General features: G+C 72.0%; 15 protein-coding genes and 1 pseudogene. 1 reads left to right on the forward strand and 15 read right to left on the reverse strand.

The features are described 5' to 3' along the window. Nucleotides 1-37: 37 nt before the first annotated feature. The 14 genes and pseudogenes from otnI to J2X36_RS18835 all read right to left on the reverse strand — a co-directional run. Nucleotides 38-814, reverse strand: a pseudogene (otnI, locus tag J2X36_RS18770) (2-oxo-tetronate isomerase); the annotation flags it as partial. A 13-nt stretch (nt 815-827) separates the two neighbouring features. Continuing rightward, nucleotides 828-2249, reverse strand: a complete 1422-nt coding sequence (gene hflX, locus J2X36_RS18775) for a GTPase HflX (protein WP_310352583.1) — start codon at nt 2247-2249, stop codon at nt 828-830. 135 nt (nt 2250-2384) lie between these two features. Further along, entirely contained in the window at nt 2385-2636 is a 252-nt protein-coding gene (gene hfq / locus J2X36_RS18780; protein ID WP_132255243.1) for an RNA chaperone Hfq, read from the reverse strand. 298 nt (nt 2637-2934) lie between these two features. Continuing rightward, nucleotides 2935-4305 (reverse strand): sigma-54 dependent transcriptional regulator, encoded by a 1371-nt coding sequence (locus J2X36_RS18785; RefSeq protein WP_132255242.1) that lies wholly within the window; start codon nt 4303-4305, stop codon nt 2935-2937. Further along, nucleotides 4302-6704, reverse strand: a complete 2403-nt coding sequence (locus tag J2X36_RS18790) for a PAS domain-containing sensor histidine kinase (protein ID WP_310352588.1) — start codon at nt 6702-6704, stop codon at nt 4302-4304. The genes J2X36_RS18785 and J2X36_RS18790 overlap by 4 nt, the downstream gene beginning before the upstream one ends. A 323-nt stretch (nt 6705-7027) precedes the next feature. Beyond that, nucleotides 7028-7831, reverse strand: a complete 804-nt coding sequence (locus J2X36_RS18795; RefSeq protein ID WP_310352590.1) for an MBL fold metallo-hydrolase — start codon at nt 7829-7831, stop codon at nt 7028-7030. 43 nt (nt 7832-7874) lie between these two features. Continuing rightward, nucleotides 7875-8657 carry a TatD family hydrolase gene (locus J2X36_RS18800; protein ID WP_310352593.1) on the reverse strand — a complete coding sequence of 261 codons (783 nt, stop codon included), beginning with the start codon at nt 8655-8657 and terminating at the stop codon, nt 7875-7877. A 56-nt stretch (nt 8658-8713) separates the two neighbouring features. Then, nucleotides 8714-10297: a methionine--tRNA ligase gene (gene metG / locus J2X36_RS18805; protein WP_132255238.1), complete on the reverse strand. Its 1584-nt coding sequence runs from the start codon at nt 10295-10297 to the stop codon at nt 8714-8716. 104 nt (nt 10298-10401) lie between these two features. After that, entirely contained in the window at nt 10402-11463 is a 1062-nt protein-coding gene (locus tag J2X36_RS18810; protein WP_310352596.1) for a DNA polymerase III subunit delta', read from the reverse strand. Continuing rightward, on the reverse strand, nt 11453-12178 hold the full coding sequence (gene tmk / locus J2X36_RS18815) for a dTMP kinase (RefSeq protein ID WP_310352598.1): 726 nt from the start codon (nt 12176-12178) through the stop codon (nt 11453-11455). The genes J2X36_RS18810 and tmk overlap by 11 nt, the downstream gene beginning before the upstream one ends. Beyond that, nucleotides 12175-13371 carry a D-alanyl-D-alanine carboxypeptidase family protein gene (locus J2X36_RS18820; RefSeq protein ID WP_310352600.1) on the reverse strand — a complete coding sequence of 399 codons (1197 nt, stop codon included), beginning with the start codon at nt 13369-13371 and terminating at the stop codon, nt 12175-12177. The genes tmk and J2X36_RS18820 overlap by 4 nt, the downstream gene beginning before the upstream one ends. 117 nt (nt 13372-13488) lie before the next feature. Then, a complete protein-coding gene (locus tag J2X36_RS18825; protein ID WP_310352602.1) occupies nt 13489-14769 on the reverse strand; it encodes a septal ring lytic transglycosylase RlpA family protein in 1281 nt (426 codons plus the stop codon). A gap of 440 nt (nt 14770-15209) precedes the next feature. Next, the gene (locus tag J2X36_RS18830; RefSeq protein WP_132256440.1) at nt 15210-15566 is read right to left on the reverse strand and encodes a ribbon-helix-helix domain-containing protein; all 357 of its coding nucleotides are present in this window, start codon (nt 15564-15566) and stop codon (nt 15210-15212) included. Further along, on the reverse strand, nt 15550-16188 hold the full coding sequence (locus J2X36_RS18835; protein ID WP_310352607.1) for a ParA family protein: 639 nt from the start codon (nt 16186-16188) through the stop codon (nt 15550-15552). The genes J2X36_RS18830 and J2X36_RS18835 overlap by 17 nt, the downstream gene beginning before the upstream one ends. 498 nt (nt 16189-16686) lie before the next feature. Between J2X36_RS18835 and J2X36_RS18840 the strand changes: the two genes are divergently transcribed. Further along, on the forward strand, nt 16687-17265 hold the full coding sequence (locus tag J2X36_RS18840) for a PAS domain-containing protein (protein ID WP_132256444.1): 579 nt from the start codon (nt 16687-16689) through the stop codon (nt 17263-17265). A gap of 49 nt (nt 17266-17314) precedes the next feature. Here the strand turns inward: J2X36_RS18840 and ntrC are convergent, their stop codons facing one another. Then, on the reverse strand, nt 17315-18781 hold the full coding sequence (gene ntrC / locus J2X36_RS18845) for a nitrogen regulation protein NR(I) (protein WP_132256446.1): 1467 nt from the start codon (nt 18779-18781) through the stop codon (nt 17315-17317). Nucleotides 18782-18784: the final 3 nt, after the last annotated feature.

Consider the following 18784-nt stretch of genomic DNA (forward strand, 5'->3'; position numbering starts at 1 on the left):
CGGCCCGGGCCTCACGCCCCTCGCCCACCGGCGCGGCCCGGTACGGCGCGAGCCAGGAGAGGCCGACTTCCGTTCCCGACCGGGGATTGTACTCGCAGCCCACGAAGCCGGCATAGCCGAGGCGATCGAGCTCGCCGAACAGGAAGGCCTCGTTGAGCTCGCCGGTGCCGGGCTCCGCCCGGTCCGGCACGCTCGCCACCTGCACGTGGCCGATCAGCGGCATGAGCCGGGCGAGCCGCGCCGTCAGGTCGCCGTGCAGGATCTGGGCGTGGAAGAGGTCGAGCTGCAGGCAGAGATTGGCGTGGCCCTCCGCCCGGAGCGCGGCGACGCGCCCGGCCGCCCAATCGACGTCGTCGAGGAAGTAGCCCGGCATGCTGCGCCGGTTGATCGGCTCGATCGTCAGGTCGAGCCCCTTCTCCGCGAGGCGCCCGGCGGCGTGGCGCAGCGCGCGGTCGTAGGCCGATCGCGCGCTCGGATCCGCCCGCTCGGCAAGGCCCGCCATCAGGTGGAGGCGCGGCACGCCGGTGGCCTCGGCATAGGCGAGCGCCCGCTCGACGCCCTGCGCCACCGCCTCGAAGCGGCCGGGGATCGCGGCGAGCCCGCGCTCGCCGGCCGCCCAGTCGCCCGGGGGCATGTTGAAGAGGGCGAGGTCGAGCCCGCTCAGGCGCAGCGCCCGCGCCACGGCCTCCGGCGCATGCTCGTAGGGGAACAGGAACTCGACCGCGGGAAAGCCCGCGTCGCGCGCCGCCGCGAAGCGGTCGAGGAAGGGATGCTCGGTGAAGAGCAGGCTCAGGTTGGCGGCAAAGCGCGGCACGGGGCCCCGCGCCTCAGCCGGCCCGGGCGAGCCGGCGGGCGCCGCCGAAGCGGTTGAGGAAGCGCGGCTCCTTCTCGGGGGCGATGCGGACGGCGAGGTGCAGCTCGCCCCCGTCGACCGTTCGCCGGTCGAGCACCTCGGCGTTCTCGTAGAGCCAGTTGAGCGAGGCGCCGTCCTCCGGCGGCAGGATCACCGCGAAGGTCGAGCGGCTGCGGGCGATGCGCGCCTCGATCCGGCTCATCAGAACGGGGAGCCCCTCCCCCGTCAGCGCCGAGACGAGGACGGGTGCGGCGCTGTCGCGGTCGTTGCGGCCGGATTCGCGGGCCATGGCGCTGAGGTTGAGCAGGCGCGTGCGCTCGGCCTCGTCGAGGAGGTCGGCCTTGTTCCAGACCTCGATGATGCGGTCGGCGCGGTCGCCGATGCCGAGTTCGTCCAGCACCTCGGCGACGTCCTCGGCCTGCGCCTCGGTGTCGCCGTGCGAGACGTCGCGCACGTGCAGCAGGATGTCGGCCTCGATCACGTCCTCCAGGGTCGCCCGGAAGGCGGCGATGAGGGGCGTCGGCAGGTCGGAGATGAAGCCCACCGTGTCCGACAGGATCACGGTCTCGCCGTGGGGGAGCTTGGTGGCCCGCGCCGTCGGGTCGAGGGTCGCGAACAGCATGTCCTGCGCCCGCACCTCGGCCTTGGTGAGGGTGTTGAAGAGCGTCGACTTGCCGGCGTTCGTGTAACCGACGAGCGCCACGATCGGGTAGGGCACGCGGGCCCGGCTCTGCCGGTGCAGGCCGCGGGTGCGGGTGACGGCGTCGAGATCGCGCTCGATGCGCGTCATGCGCTCCTGGATCAGGCGCCGGTCGGCCTCGATCTGGGTCTCGCCCGGGCCGCCGAGGAAGCCGAAGCCGCCGCGCTGGCGCTCGAGGTGGGTCCAGGAGCGCACGAGGCGGCTGCGCTGGTAGGCGAGATGGGCGTGCTCCACCTGCAGCCGCCCCTCCCGGGTCGAGGCGCGCCGCCCGAAGATCTCCAGGATCAGGCCGGTGCGGTCGATGACCTTGGCGCCCCAGGCCTTCTCGAGATTGCGCTGCTGCACCGGGGAGAGGGCGCAATCCATCACGACGAGGCCGATCTCCTCGGCCTTGATGAGACCCGCGAGCTCCTCCACCCGCCCCTTGCCGAGATAGGTCGAGGGCCGGATCTTCTGCAGGCTCAGGCCCGTCGCCTGCGCCACGTCGAGGTCGATGGCGGCCGCGAGGCCGGCGGCCTCGTCGAGCCGCGCCTCCCCCGACCGGGCCGCCTGCCGGTCGGGGGTGCCCGCGGCCAAGCCCGCGGCGCGGGTGAGATAGGGACCGACCACGAGGGTCTTCGTCGCCGACGCGATCTCGCCCTCGGGGGCAGCCATCGCCTGCAACCGGGCTTCGCCGGGGGGTAGCGTCTCGCTCATGAGTCCTTCGTCGGATCGTCAGGCCGCATCATCCCCCCGTCGCCCCTGGGGGGACAATGGGAGCCCGCGCGCATCCGACAAGGGGCGGACGCGCAGGAAGGGTGTCGATCGGGATGCGGTGTCCGGCCGCGAGGCTCAGGCCTTCTCGGCGGCCTCGTCGGGCTCGAAGAGCTGGACCGGATGGCCGGGCATGATCGTCGAGATCGCGTGCTTGTAGACGAGCTGCGAGTGACCGTCCCGGCGAAGCAGGACGCAGAAATTGTCGAACCAAGTGACCACGCCCTGCAGCTTCACGCCGTTGACGAGGAAGATGGTCAGCGGGATCTTGTTCTTGCGGACATGGTTGAGAAAGGTGTCCTGCAGGTTCTGTGCGCGTTCGCCCGCCATTGTTCTTATCCTTGCGCTGTCCTGGCGCCCGCCACGGGGACGGGTTCTGATTATCGGTCGATTCCCCGGCTGAGTCGGCCCGGGGAGCCTTGATCCGAGAAGCCTCGGCCACGCCTATTACGTGTTCAAATCGCGGCCCGATGCAAGAGTGGTATGCAAGAGTCCGGCCCTCGCGTCCGGACGCGGCACGGGCGCCGTCGGGCCCCGCGCCCCTGTTCTCCCCCGCCCGGACGGGCGCGCCCCGCCCCGGGCCGAATGGCGCCCGTGCCGGCGGCCCCTGCCGGCGCCGGCTCTCTGCTCAGGGACCGATTCCGAGGGATTTCAACTTCCTGTGGAGGGCCGAGCGCTCCATGCCGATGAACTCGGCGGTGCGGGAGATGTTGCCGGAGAAGCGGGCGATCTGTGCGATCAGGTACTCGCGCTCGAAGATCTCGCGGGCCTCGCGCAGCGCGAGGCTCATCAGCTTCTCGCCCCCCGCGCCGTTCGGGGTGGTAGGCACCAGCGTCCCGATCTCGGAGGGCAGCATCTCCGAGGTGACCTCCTGCTCCGGATCGGTGTGGGTGAGGATCATCAGCCGCTCGACGTTGTTGCGCAGCTGGCGGACGTTGCCGGGCCAGTCGTGCGACTGCAGCACCGCCATCGCGTCCTCCGCGATCCGGCGGCGCGGCAGGCCGGTCGCGGCCGAGATCTGGTCCATGAAGAAGGTAATCAGCTCGGGCACGTCCTCGCGCCGCTCCGAGAGCGAGGGCACGCGGATCGGCACCACCGAGAGGCGGTGGAACAGGTCCTCCCGGAAGCGTCCGCCCGCGATCTCCTCGGCGAGGTCGCGCGAGGAGGAGGAGATGATGCGGACATCCACGTGGACGCGGGTGGTGCCGCCGACCCGCTGGAAGTTCTGATCGACCAGGACCCGCAGGATGCGGTTCTGGGTCTCGCGGGGCATGTCGGCGACCTCGTCGATGTAGAGGGAGCCGCCATGGGCCTCCTCCAGCGCGCCGACGCGGCGCACCCGGCCCTCGCCGGCCTCGACCCCGAAGAGTTCGGCCTCCATGTTCTCGGGCGTGATCGTCGCCGCGTTGATGACGACGAACGGCCCGTTGGCGCGGCCTGAGGCCGCGTGGAGCGTGCGCGCGGAGAGCTCCTTGCCCGAGCCCGGCGCGCCCGAGATCATGACGCGGGCATTCGTCGGCGCCACGCGCTCGACGGTCTGGCGGAGCTGGTTGACGGCGACCGAGCCGCCCACGAGCCGGCTCGCCTGGCCCGAGCGGGCCTTGAGATCCTTGACCTCGCGCTTGAGGCGGGAGGCTTCGAGCGCCCGCTCGGCCACGAGGATCAGCCGGTCGGCCTTGAACGGCTTCTCGATGAAGTCGTAGGCGCCGGACTTGATGGCCGCGACCGCGGTCTCGATGTTGCCGTGGCCCGAGATCATCACCACCGGCAGGTCCGGGTGGCCCGCCTTGATCAGGTCGAGCACCTGCAGCCCGTCGAGGCGCGAGCCCTGCAGCCAGATGTCGAGGAAGACGAGGTGGGGGCGGCGGGCCTCGATGGCGGCGAGCGCCTCGTCGGAGCCGCCCGCGGTGCGGGTGCGGTGCCCCTCGTCGTCCAGGATCCCCGCGACGAGGTCGCGGATGTCGGCCTCGTCGTCGACGATCAGGATATCGGCGCTCATGGCTGCATCTCCGGCATCTTCTCCGCGACTTGGACGGGTGTCGTTGGGGTGGGCGTCGTTGGGGCGGGCATCCGTGCGGACGCCGCCTCGGTGATCTTCGCGGCCGGCTCGGGCGACTCCGCCGCGAGGGCGCGCGGCACCCGCAGGCGCACGCGTCCGCCCCGGCCGGCGGGATTGTCGTTGAGCTCGATCCCGCCGCCGTGCTCCTCGAGCACCTTGCTGACGATGGCGAGGCCCAACCCCGTCCCGCCCTCGCGGGTCGTCATGTAGGGCTCGAGCAGGCGCTGGCGTCCCTCGGCGGGGAAGCCCTTGCCGTTGTCGGTGACCTCGATCACCGCGAACTCCTCCTCGACGGCGAGGGTGAGGTCGACATGGCCCTTGCCGAGCTCGGCCTCCGGCACCGCCGCCACCGCCTCGACGGCGTTCTTGAGGATGTTCGTCAGGGCCTGCGACAGCAGCCGGATGTCGAAGGCCGCCGTGACCCGCTCCGCTCCGTCGAGCCCATGGGCCGAGAAGGTGAAATCGAGGTCCGGATGGGCCACCCGCATCATGAACAGGTTCTGCTTGGCAATCTCGGTGAGATCCTGCTCGGCGATGGCCGGTTTCGGCATGCGGGCGAACGAGGAAAACTCATCGACCATGCGCTTGATCTCGTCGACCTGGCGCACGATCGTCGCCGTGCACTGATCGAAGACCTCGCGGTCGCTGACGATCACCTTGCCGTACTTGCGACGGATCCGTTCGGCCGAGAGCTGGATCGGGGTCAGCGGGTTCTTGATCTCGTGGGCGATGCGGCGTGCCACGTCCGCCCAGGCCGAGGTGCGCTGGGCCGAGACGAGGTCGGTGATATCGTCGAGCGTCACGACGAAGCCGCGTGCGCCCCCTTGCGCCTGCTCGGTCGTGATCCGGACCGTCACCGTGCGCTCGCGGCCGTCGCGGATGAGCTGGATCTGCTGCTGGAGCGCCCGCTGGCGCCCCTCGCCCTCCGGCAGGAGCGGCCCGAGCTCCGGCACGGCCTGGGTCACGGGCACGCCGACGAGGGCGTCGCTGGCGAGCCCGAGCATGCGCTCGGCCGCCGGGTTCGCGATGGTGACGATGCCGCCCGCGTCGACGCCGATGACGCCGGGGGAGACGCCCGAGAGCACGGCCTCGGTGAAGCGGCGGCGGCGGTCGATCAGGTCGCTCGCGGCGGTGAGCCCGGCGTGCTGGCGGCGCAGCTCCTGGGTCATCTTGTTGAAGCTCTCGCCGAGATGGGCGAGGTCGCCGTCGGATTTGCGGGCCGGGACCTGCGCGTAGAAATTGCCGGAGGCGACCTGATCGGCGGCGTTGATGAGGCGGCGGATCGGGGCGACGAAGCGGTTGGCGAAATTGAGCCCGAACCAGATCGCCGAGAGCAGCGCGATGAGCGCGATCAGGACGAAGACCGAGGCGAAGGTGACCTGGATCGAGCGCTTGAGCGCGTCGTAGGTCAGGTACTCGGCCGCCGCCGCTCGCGACACGCCGGGGAATTCGATGGCGAGCTGGCTCACCTCGCGCTGCACGAGGAGCACGGCGTCGTCGTAGGCCGGCATCCTGAGGAGGGCGGCGAAGACGCGACCCTCGGTGGGCAGCAGGCAGATCGGGTCGTTGGATTTCCCCGCCTCCTCGAAGGCCGCCGCCGAGGGCAGGCGCGTCTCCTTGAGGATGTCGATCTTGGCCCGCGCGACGACCTCGCTCGGGCCCCGCATGATCTGCGCGACGGGCAGGCCGAGATTGGTGGCCCGGGTGGTCAGGAAGCCCTGGAACCAATCCCGGTTCACGTCGAAGTTCGGCCGGGCGCGCGTGAGGTCGTCGGCGAGGATGCGGATCTCGCGGGCGAGGCTCTGGCACTGGTTCTCCTGGTAGGCGTCGGCCACCTCGACGGATTTCAGCACCACGTCCCGGACCCGGTCGGTGAAGCCGAGCGAGAGGCCGCGGTCGATCGTCACCGAGGCGACGACGGCGAGCAGGATCGTCGGCAGGATCGCGATCAGGCTGAACAGCCCGACGATGCGGGTGTGCAGCCGCGCCACCGCCGCGTTCGCCCGCCGCGCCTGCAGGAAGACGCGCGCCTCCCAGGCGATGATCACGACGAGGCCGAGGACGAGGGCGACGTTGATGGCGAGCAGCGTCACGCCGATCATCGGCGTCGGGGTGACGCGGATGACGCCCGCCAGGATCAGGAAGGTCGCGATGGCCGAGACGAGGGCGAGGGCGACGATGGCGGCCCCGATCCAGCCCGGACCGCGGGGGCCGGGCCGGATGGCGTCGGCGACCCCGCCATGGCCCTCGGCCGGGCCCGCTCCCTCGGGGGGAGCGCCGGCCACCTCGGCACCCTCTTGAGGGGCGCCCGATGTGCGGGAGCGTCGCAGGAACGGCATGCCTGATGCAGGGCCACAACAGTGTGGCGAAATTAATACGAATCGGGGCGTTCCGGCGGCATTTGCGACTGGGGATTGCAGGATCACGGGATCCCGTGAGGGGATGATCCCAGGGCGAGATCACCTGCGAGAGGGCCCGGTTTCCTGGTCCCGGCTGCTCTCACCAGAAGGGGCCGCTTCAGCATTCTCGAAGGCGGGCTGCAGGCAGCACCACACCTCTTGGACGTCTCCTCGAGGGCGCTTCGTGCCACCTCAGGGCGGGTTCGTCGGTCAGGGGAGCCGGATGATCCCGGGGCCGGTCGGGAACCGTACGCGCGGCCCTCTCACAGCTCCACCGTCGCGGTGAGCCCGTCATGGGCCGGGATCACGCCCCGCGGCAGCCGGCAGGCGAGGCTCGCATAATCCAGATCGGTGTGCAGATTCGTCAGGATGGCGCGGCGCGGCGCCACCTCCTCGATCAGGGCGAGCGCGTCCGAGACCGAGTAATGGGTCGGGTGCGGCGTGTCGCGGAGCGCGTCGATGATGAGGAGGTCGAGGCCGCGCAGATGCGCCTTGCTCGCCTCGGGCATCAGGCTGACGTCGGGGGCGTAGGCCGCCGGGCCGAAGCGGAAGCCGAGCGCCGCCTCGTTGCCGTGCTCCATGCCGAAGGGCAGCGCGGAGAGGGGACCGCCGGGCCCGTCGATCGCCACGCGCTCGCCGTCGGCGAGGTCGTTCATGTCGAGGATCGGCGGGTAGGCGCTGCCGGGCGGCGTCTCGAAGCAGTAGCCGAAGCGGATCTCGAGGAGGCGCCGCGTCGTCTCGTCCGCGTAGACGGGGATGCGATGCCGCATGTGGATCACGAGCGGGCGCACGTCGTCGATGCCGTGGGTGTGGTCGGCATGGGCGTGGGTGAACAGGATCGCGTCGAGGCGGCTCACCTCCGCATCGATGAGCTGCTCGCGCAGGTCCGGCGCCGTGTCGACGAGGAGCGTCGTCGCCCCCTCCCCGTCCCGGCGCTCGACGAGCAGGGAACAGCGGCGGCGGCGGTTCTTCGGCTCGGCGGGGTCGCAGGCGCCCCAGCCGTAGCCGACCCGGGGCACGCCGCCGGACGAGCCGCAACCGAGGATGCGCAGGGTCAGCGTCGCCATCCGGACCTCCAGTCCGGTTGGTAGCCGACCGCACCCATGCCTGTCATGCCCTCTCGGCCTTCGTGAACAGGCGGTGGAAATTGTCCGTGCTCGCCCGCGCGAAATCCTCGAAGGGGATGTCGAGGGTCGCGGCGAGCGATCGGGCGGTGTCGGCCGTGTAGGCCGGCTCGTTCGTCCGGCCCCGGTGCGGCTCCGGCGCCAGGAAGGGGGCGTCGGTCTCGACCAGGATGCGGTCGCGCGGCACCGCGCGGGCGATGTCGCGCAAGTCGTGCGAGCGACGGAAGGTGACGATGCCGGAGAACGAGACGAACAGGCCGAGCTCGACGCCGGCTTCCGCGAGGCGGCGGCCGGAGGAGAAGCAGTGCAGCACGCCCGTGAAGGGGCGCTTGCGCATCTCGTCCGTCAGCACGGCCTCCATGTGGGCGTCGGCGTCGCGGGAATGGATCACGAGGGGCAGCGCGCTCGCCCGGGCGGCCTCGATATGGGCGCGCAGCACCCGCTCCTGCACGGCCTCGGGCGCCGCGTCCGCGTAATGGTAGTCGAGCCCGGCCTCTCCGATGCCGATGCAGCGGGGATGACCGGTCAGCGCGGCGATCGTCTCGGCCGGGACGTCCGGCTCCTCGCCCGCCCCGTGCGGGTGGGTGCCCACCGTGTACCAGACCTGAGGGTGCGCCTCCGCGATGGCCCGGTAGGTGTCGGCCTTGGCCACGCGGGTCGAGATCGTGAGCATCCGCGTCACGCCCGCGGCCCCGGCGCGGGCGACGACGCCCGCGATGTCGGCGGAAAAATCCGGGAAATCGAGATGGCAGTGGCTGTCGATCAGCATGTGTGTCGGGTCTGTGCGGGCTCTCGCCTCCCCGCGCGGGGAGAGGGCGGTTCGCCTCAGGCGGCCGGCGCGTCCGGCTCGACGAAGCGGGGGAAGATCGGGGCGGGCGCGGGCAGGCTCGTGCCGGGCTCGAGGCGGTTCTCCGCCCCGACATGCCCGAGCATCCGCGCCTGAGGCGGCACCGCGAGGAGGTCGAGCAGCGCCGCGCCCGCCGTCGGCACGAAGGGCTGGATCAGGATACCGACCGCCCGCAGGGTCTCGACCGTGACGTAGAGCACCGTGCCCATCCGCTCGGGGTCACTCTTGCGCAGGCGCCACGGCTCCTCCGAGGCGAAGTAGCGGTTGGCGTCGCCCACCACCGCCCAGATCTCGGCGAGCAGCGTGTGCAGCGCGAGATCCTTCATGGCAGCCCGCGCCTTGTCCGGCAGCGCGTCGGCGGCGGCGATGAGCGCCCGGTCGGCCTCCGCGAGGGGGCCGGGCTGCGGCACCCGCCCCTCGCAGTTCTTGGCGAGCATCGAGAGCGAGCGCTGGGCGAGGTTGCCGAGGTCGTTGGCGAGGTCCGCGTTGATGCGCCCGATGATCGCCTCGTGGCTGTAATTGCCGTCGCCGCCGAAGGGCACCTCGCGCAGCACGAAGTAGCGGAGCTGGTCGACGCCGTAGGTCGCGATCAGGTCCATCGGGTCGACGACGTTGCCGAGGGACTTCGACATCTTCTCGCCCTTCGAGAGCAGGAAGCCGTGGCCGAAGACGCGCTTGGGGAGCGGCAGTCCCGCCGACATCAGGAAGGCCGGCCAGTAGACCGCGTGGAAGCGGACGATGTCCTTGCCGATGACGTGGAGGTCGACCGGCCAGTTGCGCCAGCGCGGGTCGGCCTCGTCGGGGAAGCCGCAGACGGTGAGGTAGTTCGTCAGCGCGTCCACCCAGACGTACATGACGTGGCCGGGCGCGTCGGGCACCGGCACGCCCCAGTCGAAGGTGGTGCGGCTGACGGACAGGTCCTTGAGGCCCTGGCGCACGAAGCTCGCCACCTCGTTGCGGCGCGTCTCGGGGCCGATGAAGTCGGGCTCGTTCTCGTAGAGGGCGAGGAGCTTCTCGCCGTAGGCCGAGAGACGGAACAGGTAGTTCTCCTCCTCGGTCCACTCGACCGGCGTCTGGGTCGCCCGCGCGCGGCGGGTCCCGTCGGGGCCGAGCTCCGTCTCGTCCTCGCCGTACCACGCCTCGTCGCGCACCGAGTACCAGCCGATGTACTTCGACAGGTAGATGTCGCCCCTCTCCTGCATCCGCCGCCAGATCGCCTGCGCGGCGGCGTAGTGCTCGGGCTCCGTGGTGCGGATGAAGCGGTCGTGGCTGCAGTTCAGGGCCTCGGCCATGTGCCGGAACTTCTCGGACATGGCGTCGACGAGAGCCCGCGGCGTCGTGCCCTGCCGGGCGGCCGTCTGCTGGATCTTCAGGCCGTGCTCGTCGGTGCCGGTGGAGAACAGCACCTCGTAGCCGTCGAGCCGGTGGAAGCGGGCGATGGCATCGGTGGCGATCACCTCGTAGGCGTGACCGATATGCGGCGCGCCGTTCGGGTAGGAGATCGCGGTGGTGAGGCTGAAGCGGCCTCGGGCGGAGGCTTGGGCCGGTTGCTGGGCCGTCACGTCGGAGGTTCCCCGGATAGGCGGTTCATGGTCTCCCCCGATCCCGGGACGCCGGGATCACAGGATCGGAGATCGCGCGCAGGTCAGTACAGGCCGCTCGGTTCTCAGGCCGCCCGCACCGCGCCCGCGAGGTCCCCGAACAGGGAGAGGACGAGGGGCCGGCGGTCGAGGTTGTAGGTCGCGGCCTCCCGGGCGGCGCGGGCGGTCTTGTCACACACCTCGACCAGGGCCGCAAGGCGCGCGGGCGGCTCCGCCCGGCGCCGGTCGAGCTCGGCGGAGACGAAGCGGAACACGGTGTCGAGGCTCGCCTCGAACAGGGCCTCGGCCTCGCGTCCCGCGAGCGTCTCGGCGAGTGCCAGGATGCGGCGCCAATCCGGCCGCTCGATCCCCGCCAGCAGCGCCTCGACCTCGGCGACGAGGCCGGCGGTGGCCGGATCGAGCATCTGGACGGCGCGGGCGACGGATCCCTCGGCGAGCGCGGCCGCGCGGGCGAGCGCCCCCGGATCGGGCGCCCGGAAGGGGCCCGGGAATCCCGAGACCACCTCCGTCACCTGCGCCTCGGAGAGGGGGCGCAGGGCCAGCGCGCGGCAGCGGGAGCGGATCGTCGGCAGGAGGCGCCCCGGCGCGTGGCTGACGATGAGGAAGAGCGAGCGGGGCGGCGGCTCCTCGACCATCTTGAGGAGGGCGTTGGCGCTGTTGGCGTTGAGGTCCTCCGCGCTGTCGACGATGCAGATGCGGTAGCCCGCATTCCCGGCGGTCGAGCCGAACAGGTCCAGGGCCTTGCGGGCCGCGTCGACGCCGATCTTCGTCGGCAGGGCCTTCGAACCCGGCTGCCGGTGGCGGCGCAGGGCGACGAGGTTCGGATGCGAGAGGGCGGCCACCTTGCGGGCGACCGGGTGCGCGGGGTCGACGTCGAGGCTCGCCGGTGCCGCGCCCGACCCCGGGTTGGCGAGGAGGTGGCGGGCGACCCGGTAGGCGAGCGTCGCCTTGCCGATCCCCTGCGCGCCGCCGATCAGCCAGGCATGGTGCAGGCGGCCCGAGGCGATCGCCCCGGCGAAGGCCGCCTCGGCCGCCGCGTGGCCGACGAGGCGCGCGCTCTCCCGCGGGCGCGGCACGTCGGCGAGGTCGCCCGCCTCGACGTCGTCGTCGGCGCGTTCAGGCGGCATCGTCGCGGCTCTCCCCGTCCGATGCCGGCCCTTCCGGCAGCAGGTCCGGCAGCCGCGCCGCGACCGCGGCGCGGATCTCGGCCTCGACGATCTCGGGCTCCCGGGCGGCGTCGATGACGACGCAGCGCTCGGGTTCCGCTGCGGCGATGGCCAGGTACCCCTCGCGCAGGCGCGCGTGGAAAGCGAGCGCCTCCGCCTCGAACCGGTCGGGCGCCTCCCCGGTGGTGGCGCGTGCCCGCGCGCGGGCGAGGCCCGCCTCGGGGGAGAGGTCGAGGATGAGCGTCAGGTCGGGCCGCGTGCCCCCCACGGCCACGCGCTCCAGCGCCAGCAGCGTGCCCGCCTCGACGCCTCCCGCCGCGCCCTGGTAGGCCCGGGTCGAATCCGCGAAGCGGTCGCAGAGGACGATCTCGCCGGCCCTCAGGGCCGGGCGGATCAGGCGGTCGAGATGGTCGATCCGTGCCGCCGCGAACAGGAGGGCCTCGGCGAAGGGGCCGTAGGGCTTGGCGGCGCCGGCGAGCAGCGCGGCGCGGATGGCCTCGGCCCGCTCCGTGCCGCCGGGCTCGCGCGTCGTCACCACCCTGCGCCCCGCCGCCTCGCGCAAGGTCCGGGCGAGACGGCCGAGCTGGGTCGACTTGCCCGCCCCCTCCCCGCCCTCGAAGGTGATGAAGCGGCCTGGCGGCGGCGGGGCCTCGGGGGGCGCCGGGCGGGCGGTCACGAGGGGTTGCCGGCCTTGCTGAAGGCGCGCCGGAACAAGCCGGTGCCGACCTCGATCGCCGCGTCGAGGGCCCGCTGCGGGATCGTGCCGGCGGCCACCGCCTCGCCCGCGTAGAGCGGCTGGTCGAGGGCGAGGGTGTCGCCGCGCATGACGCGCAGGCGCCCGACCTCCCGGCCCTGCTCGACCGGCGCGCTGAGGGGGCCCTGGTAGACCACCTTGGCCGAGACCCGCTCCCCCGAGCCCCGCGGCAGCAGGAGCCGCACCGGCTTCTTCGCCACGAGGGGCACGCTGCCCTTCTCGCCCCCGTAGACCGGGGCCTCGGCCACCGTCTCGCCGGCCGTGAAGATCTGGCGCGGCTCGAAGGCGCGGAAGCCCCATTCCATCAGCTTGCGGGACTCGGCCGCCCGGTCGCGGGCGGTCTTGAGGCCGCTCACCACCATGATTAGGCGCTGGTTGTTCTGCACCGCCGAGCCGGTCAGGCCGTAGCCCGATTCCTCCAGGTACCCGGTCTTCAGGCCGTCCGCGCCGATGTCGAGCGTGAGCAGCGGGTTGCGGTTCTGCTGCTTGATCTTGTTCCAGGTGAACTCGCGCTCGGCGAAGATCTTGTACAGGTCCGGATAGGTCTCGATGATGTGCAGCGAGAGCTTGGCGAGGTCGCGGGCGGTGACCTTCTGGTCGGGCGCCGAGTAGCCGGTCGCGTTGCGGAAGGTCGAGCGCGTGAGGCCGATCTCCTTGGCGCGGGCGTTCATCATGCCGGCGAAGGCCCCCTCGCTGCCGGCCATGTTCTCGGCGATGGTGATCGCGGCGTCGTTGCCCGACTGGACGATGAGGCCGCGCAGGAGGTCGGACAGCTTGATGCGGCTGTTGACCTGCGCGAACATCGAGGAGCCGCCGCCCCCCGCGCCGCCGCGCCGCCATGCGTCCTCCGTCACCGTGAACTCGGTGTCCATGCTCAGGCGGCCCTCTTTGAGGGCGCCGAACACGATCTCGGTGGTCATCAGCTTGGCCATGCTGGCCGGGGCGAACGGCTCGTCCGCCGCCTTCTCGAAGAGCGTCGAGCCGGAATCCGCGTCGATCAGGATCGCGTGGGGCGCGCTCGTCTGGAAGTTCTGCGCCGCCGCGGGCCGGAACGCCCCGGGCGCCAGCAGCAGGCAGGCCGCGGCGAGATAGACCCGGATCGACGTCGTACGCATCCAACAACCCTCGCCTGCACGCCCGGCGCCCTGCCCTGCCGGAAGCGAGACCTTACAGCGGTTTCCCGCGCGAATCGAACGTCCAATAGCCGCGCGGAACGCGGGGCCGCCGCGCGCTCAATTGACCTCGGCGAGGCGGGATCGACGCGGCGACGGCACCTTGCCGGGCGCGGAGGCCGGGCTCGGCTTGGCCTGCGGGTTCGCGGGCGGGGAGGCGGCGAGCTTGGCCATCGCGAGCCGCGATGCGGCGGGCATCGGGGAGGCGGCGAGGCGGCCGGTGGCGGCGTGGCCGGTGGCGACGGGGCCGGAGCCTCCGGACTTGCCGGCGGGCGGCGCGGCAAGGCCGCGCGCCAGCGGGAGCGGGCCGGGCTTCGCGGCGGGGTGCGGCGCGGCGCTCGCGAGGCGGACCGGCGCGGCGGGGGCGTCGGGCCGTCCCTTCGCGGCGGCCTGGGAGGACGGGGAGCGGATCGGGGCGGCCGCGAGCACGGGCCTGAAAGGGGCGCCGCGAGGGGCGGTCGGCTGAAGGGCGGGCGGCACGGGCGCCGCGACGCGCGCGACGAGCACGGGAGCCGTCCGCCGCACCGGACGGGGCGCCTCGTCCGCCTGACGCTCCTCCCCTTGCCGCTCCTCGATCTGCCGCTCCTCCTGCGGCCTGAAGGCGAGCGGGGCCCGCGCGCGGGCCGGCTCGGGCGCGTCCACCGCGGCGTCGGAGCCGAGATCGGCGAGCATGACCGGGCCGCGCCCGCCGATCGCGGCGGGACGTCCGTCGGTGCGCAACGTCGCCAGGAGCTTGCGGTCGTCGCTGCCGGCGATCGAGGCCTTGCCGATATACTCGACGCGCACCCGCGTGGTGCCGCGCCGGTGGAACTCGAGGGACTCGGCCACGGCCTCCGACACGTCCATGACCCGGTCGGCGTGATAGGGGCCGCGGTCGTTGACGCGCACGATCATCGAGCGCCCGTTCGCGGTGTTCGTCACGCGGGCGTAGCTCGGCAGCGGCAGGGTCGGGTGGGCGGCGGCGATCGAATGGCGGTCGAACACCTCGCCATTGGCGGTCTGGCGGCCGTGGAAGGCGCTGCCGTACCAGGAGGCGAGACCCTCCCGCACGTAGCCGCGCGCATCCTCCCGGGGCACGTAGGTGCGCCCGGCCACCACATAGGGCTTGCCCGAGAAGCGGCGCCCGCCGCCCTTCGGGATCACGTCGCCCTCGTTGTAGAGGCGCGGGCTCGCCTTGACGCCGTATTTCGGGTCGATCCCGTTGCCGGGCGCGGAGGCCGCGAGCTTCTGCGGGTTGTTGCTGCAATTGGCGGTGGCCAGCGCGATCGCCGAGACCGCGAGGATCCGGCGGAGCGGGAACGCGGCGAGCCACGCCGTCCCGTCCTTCGTCGAACGCACCATCACCAACACTCGGGCCTCACCGCGTACGCCACATGCCCGGCCCGGCGCGGTGAGCGGCCGGGACGGGTCCGTCCCGAGCGGAAGCCGCCCGGGACGACACCGAGAATTGTCGAGGCGACGTAAAGGAAGGCTGAACGAGACGGACCTTCATGTCCGCCGAGGGGCCCGCGAGACGTTGAGGCGGCGGATGAAGATTTTCGCTCAACGCATTGCCGACATTGCCTGAACGTCACACGGCATTGGGCCGGATGCGCGCGCGGAGCCGAGAGCGTCGGTCCGGCCGGGGCCGAGGCCGGCATTCCTCACGCAAAAACGCAGAAACAGCGCGCAAAGCGCTGTTTCTGCGACCGTTTTCGGAATGATGCTCCGTCGCCTTCCCACGCCCGCGGCAGGGCCGCCGCGTGGCGCCTGTCTCCGCGAAGGGCCGGACGGCGGACGGCTCAGCGCGGCGGTCCCTCGTTCAGCTGGTCGATCGAGCGGGCGCCGCGCTGCTTGAACAGCATGTCGAGCGCCTCCAGCATCAGGGCGTGCATCTTGGTGCGCTCGGCATAGGCGAGGTCGCGCAGCTGGTCGTAGACCGGCGGCTCCAAGTAGACCGACATCTGCCGCGCCCGCTCCTTCAGCGTGGCGCTCGGGCGGCGCGCCGGGGCCGGCGCGACGTCGAGCTGAACGATCTCGGCGCTCTGCTGAACCGGCTGGAGAGCCTGAACCGGCGCGGGCTTGGCGGGTGCGAGCTTCGGCGGGGGGGCCGCCGCCGCGACGATCGAGGCGAGGTTCAGCTTAGGCGGCTTTGACATGCTTGGCCCCCTGCATCCGCCGCTCGATCCAGGACCAGAGCCGGCGCACCTCGCTGGCCGCCTGGCCCTTCGGGTTGAACTCGGTCACGCCCTGGCCGACGCCGATCGCGTCCTGGTGGTCGGTGCGGGCGACGATGTTCACGTCGGGCAGGACGCCGAGCACGGCCAGGCCGTCGGCCGCGTCGCGGATGCGGTAGGAGCGGGGCGGGGTCTGGTTCAGGACGAAGGCGAATTTCTTCTCCAGGCGGTAGACGGCGGCGAGCGTCGGCTTGAAGGCGCGCAGGTCCGCGGGCGTCGGGCGGCAGGGGATGATGCAGAGATCGGCCGCGCGGATCGCCGAGAGGGTGCCCGTGGAATCGACGCCGGGCGTGTCGATGAAGACGTAATCGTAGGCCGACTCGTGCAGCTGAGCCATCACCGCCTCGATCTGCGTCGCGTCGATCTGGGCGACCTCGGGGCCCTGGGCCGTGCGGTGGTCGAGCCAGTCGCTGATCGTGGCCTGCCGGTCCATCTCCAGGATGCAGACGGAGCGCCCGGCTTCCTGGGCCGCGACGGCGAGGGAGATGCAGAGCGTGCTCTTGCCGCTGCCTCCCTTCTGCGTGACGAACGTGATGGCTTTCATCCTGACGTCCTCTGCAACCGGTTTCCGGATCTGCGGCGGCTTCAGCAACTTTAGGTTACATAGGACCCGGGACCGTCTCGCCGGATCCCGGACCCTCAGCGGGTCCCGTCCCCATCCGGCGCGGCACGGCGTCCTGTGACCCAAGGATGCGATGATCCCGGTTTGGCCCATCATGGTTAACGACCGGTTAAGCGGGGCTCCCGGCCCCCTCCCAGCCCGGCCGGCCCCCGTCCGCGAAGCGGGCCGGAGCGCCGGGCGGGCGCTTCGAGGCCCGATCGCCGATCCCTCGGGCCGGCGAATCAAGTCACGGCCGGACTCGATCAGTATAATCTGAGGTTGCGCAACTTGCGTCCTCACGAAATATTGCCCTTTCCGTTGAGAAGGCAGTACCCTAGATCTGATCGCACGGCGCTTCGGCAGAGCGCCTTATAAACCTCAAGTTAATTTGCGCGGCGGGATCTGCGGCCGGCGCGGAGCCGTTCCGGCTCGAGGACCAGCATGGGTGAAGCCCTGACGCTACCGGGGACCGGCGACCTGCAGGCGGCGCTCGACGCCTCCGGCGTCGTGGGGGCCTGGGAGCACGATCTCTGGAGCGGGCGCCTCTCCCTGTCGGCTGCCTTCGCGCGCCTTCTCGGGATCGACCCGGACGTGGCGGCCAAGGGCGTGCCGCTCGCCGCCTTCCTGGCCTGCACCCATCCGGAGGACCGGGTCCGCGTGGAGAATCACCTCCATGCCTCCAGCGAGGCGGCCGGTCCCTTCGAGGCGGAGTTCCGGACCGGCGATGCCCGCACCGGGGTGCGCAGCCTCCTGATGCGGGGCCGGATCGACCGGGACGAATCCGGCCGGGCCGCGCGGGGCTGCGGCATCGCCATCGACCTCACCGAGAACCGCGCCGCGAACCTGCAGCACACCGAGCGCCTCGTGAACCGGATGGCCGAGCACGTGATCGCCCTGCGCAGCCTCGCGGGGGCCCTGCACCGGCCCGCGCTCGCCAAGCTGGTCGACGGGCTGATGATCGAGATCGGCTTCGAGCTCGCCCGCTACCTGCGCGACCCGACGGACGGCCACAGGCACTGAGCGCGGACGGCCCGGTGTTGGCCCGCCCGCGGCACCCCGCCCCGTCCCGTCAGCGGGCGGTGCGGAACACCTGAAGGTCGAGGTCGCGCACCTTCTTGCGCAGGGTGTTGCGGTTGACCCCGAGGAGCTCCGCCGCGCGGATCTGGTTGCCGCGGGTCGCCGCCAGCGCCGCGCCGATCAGGGGTCCCTCGATCTCGCGCAGGATGCGGTGGTAGAGGCCGGGCGGCGGCAGGGTATCCCGGTAGCCGGAGAAATACTCCGACAGGTGCCGCTCCACGGCGCCCGACAGGGTCTCGCTCTCGCCCGCCCCCTTGCGGCCGGACGCTCCCGCCGGGGCGGCGGCCGGCTGGGCCAGGGGCAGGGTGTCGAGCTCGGCCTCGATCACCGGGCCGGTGATCGTCTCCTGCGGGTAGAGGGCGGCGAGCCGCCGGACGAGGTTCTCGAGCTCGCGCACGTTGCCCGGCCAGCGGTAGCGCTTGAGCCGCTCCATGGCGTCGGCATCGAGCGTCTTGCGGGTCAGGCCCTCGCGCTCGACGAGGACGAAGAAGTGGCGCACGAGGTCCGGCACGTCCTCCGAGCGCTCGCGGAGCGCCGGCAGGCGCAGCGGCACCACGTTGAGGCGGAAGAACAGGTCCTCGCGGAAGATCCCCTGCTGGATCGAGACCCGCAGGTCCTTGTTGGTCGCCGCGATGATGCGGACGTTGGTCTTGATCGGCACGCGCCCGCCGACGGTGGTGTACTCGCCCTGCTGCAGCACGCGCAGCAGCCGGGTCTGCGCCTCCATCGGCATGTCGCCGATCTCGTCGAGGAAGAGCGTGCCGCCCTCCGCCTGCTCGAAGCGGCCGGCCGAGCGCGAGAGCGCGCCCGTGAAGGCCCCCTTCTCGTGGCCGAACAGCTCGGATTCGATGAGGTCGCGCGGGATCGCCGCCATGTTGACGGGCACGAACGGGCCGGTGCGGCGGCGCCCGTAATCGTGGAGCGCGCGGGCCACCAACTCCTTGCCGGTGCCGGATTCGCCCGTGATCATCACGGTGAGGTCGGTCGGCATCAGGCGCGCCAGCGCCCGGTAGATCTCCTGCATCGCCGGCGATCGGCCGACGAGGGGGATGTCCTCGTTCTCGGGGCCCGCGCCCGCCGGCGCCGCGCCGCGGGGGCGGGAGAGGGCACGGCCGACGATCGCGATCAGCTCCTTCAGGTCGAAGGGCTTGGGCAGGTACTCGTAGGCGCCCCGCTCCGAGGCGCGGATCGCCGTCATGAAGGTGTTCTGCGCGCTCATCACGATGATCGGCAGCTCGGGCCGCACCCGCTTGATGCGGGGCAGGAGGTCGAACACGTTCTCGTCGGGCATCACCACGTCGGTGATGACGAGGTCGCCCTCCCCTTGCGCCACCCAGCGCCAGAGGGTCGCGCAATTGCCCGTCGTTCGCACCTCGTAGCCCGCCCGCGACAGGGCCTGGTTGAGGACGGTGCGGATGGCGGCGTCGTCGTCCGCGACGATGATATGGCCGTTCGGCATGAC

This window comes from Methylobacterium sp. BE186, assembly GCF_031457035.1.
Classification (GTDB): domain Bacteria; phylum Pseudomonadota; class Alphaproteobacteria; order Rhizobiales; family Beijerinckiaceae; genus Methylobacterium; species Methylobacterium segetis.

Bases quoted from the DNA above. Each gene is read 5' to 3' on its own strand.
- hflX (WP_310352583.1), bottom strand. From the start codon at position 2,249: ATGAGCGAGACGCTACCCCCCGGCGAAGCCCGGTTGCAGGCGATGGCT.
- hfq (WP_132255243.1), bottom strand. From the start codon at position 2,636: ATGGCGGGCGAACGCGCACAGAACCTGCAGGACACCTTTCTCAACCAT.
- J2X36_RS18785 (WP_132255242.1), bottom strand. From the start codon at position 4,305: ATGAGCGCCGATATCCTGATCGTCGACGACGAGGCCGACATCCGCGAC.
- J2X36_RS18790 (WP_310352588.1), bottom strand. From the start codon at position 6,704: ATGCCGTTCCTGCGACGCTCCCGCACATCGGGCGCCCCTCAAGAGGGT.
- J2X36_RS18795 (WP_310352590.1), bottom strand. From the start codon at position 7,831: ATGGCGACGCTGACCCTGCGCATCCTCGGTTGCGGCTCGTCCGGCGGC.
- J2X36_RS18800 (WP_310352593.1), bottom strand. From the start codon at position 8,657: ATGCTGATCGACAGCCACTGCCATCTCGATTTCCCGGATTTTTCCGCC.
- J2X36_RS18810 (WP_310352596.1), bottom strand. From the start codon at position 11,463: ATGCCGCCTGAACGCGCCGACGACGACGTCGAGGCGGGCGACCTCGCC.
- J2X36_RS18820 (WP_310352600.1), bottom strand. From the start codon at position 13,371: ATGCGTACGACGTCGATCCGGGTCTATCTCGCCGCGGCCTGCCTGCTG.
- J2X36_RS18825 (WP_310352602.1), bottom strand. From the start codon at position 14,769: ATGGTGCGTTCGACGAAGGACGGGACGGCGTGGCTCGCCGCGTTCCCG.
- J2X36_RS18830 (WP_132256440.1), bottom strand. From the start codon at position 15,566: ATGTCAAAGCCGCCTAAGCTGAACCTCGCCTCGATCGTCGCGGCGGCG.
- J2X36_RS18835 (WP_310352607.1), bottom strand. From the start codon at position 16,188: ATGAAAGCCATCACGTTCGTCACGCAGAAGGGAGGCAGCGGCAAGAGC.
- J2X36_RS18840 (WP_132256444.1), top strand. From the start codon at position 16,687: ATGGGTGAAGCCCTGACGCTACCGGGGACCGGCGACCTGCAGGCGGCG.
- ntrC (WP_132256446.1), bottom strand. From the start codon at position 18,781: ATGCCGAACGGCCATATCATCGTCGCGGACGACGACGCCGCCATCCGC.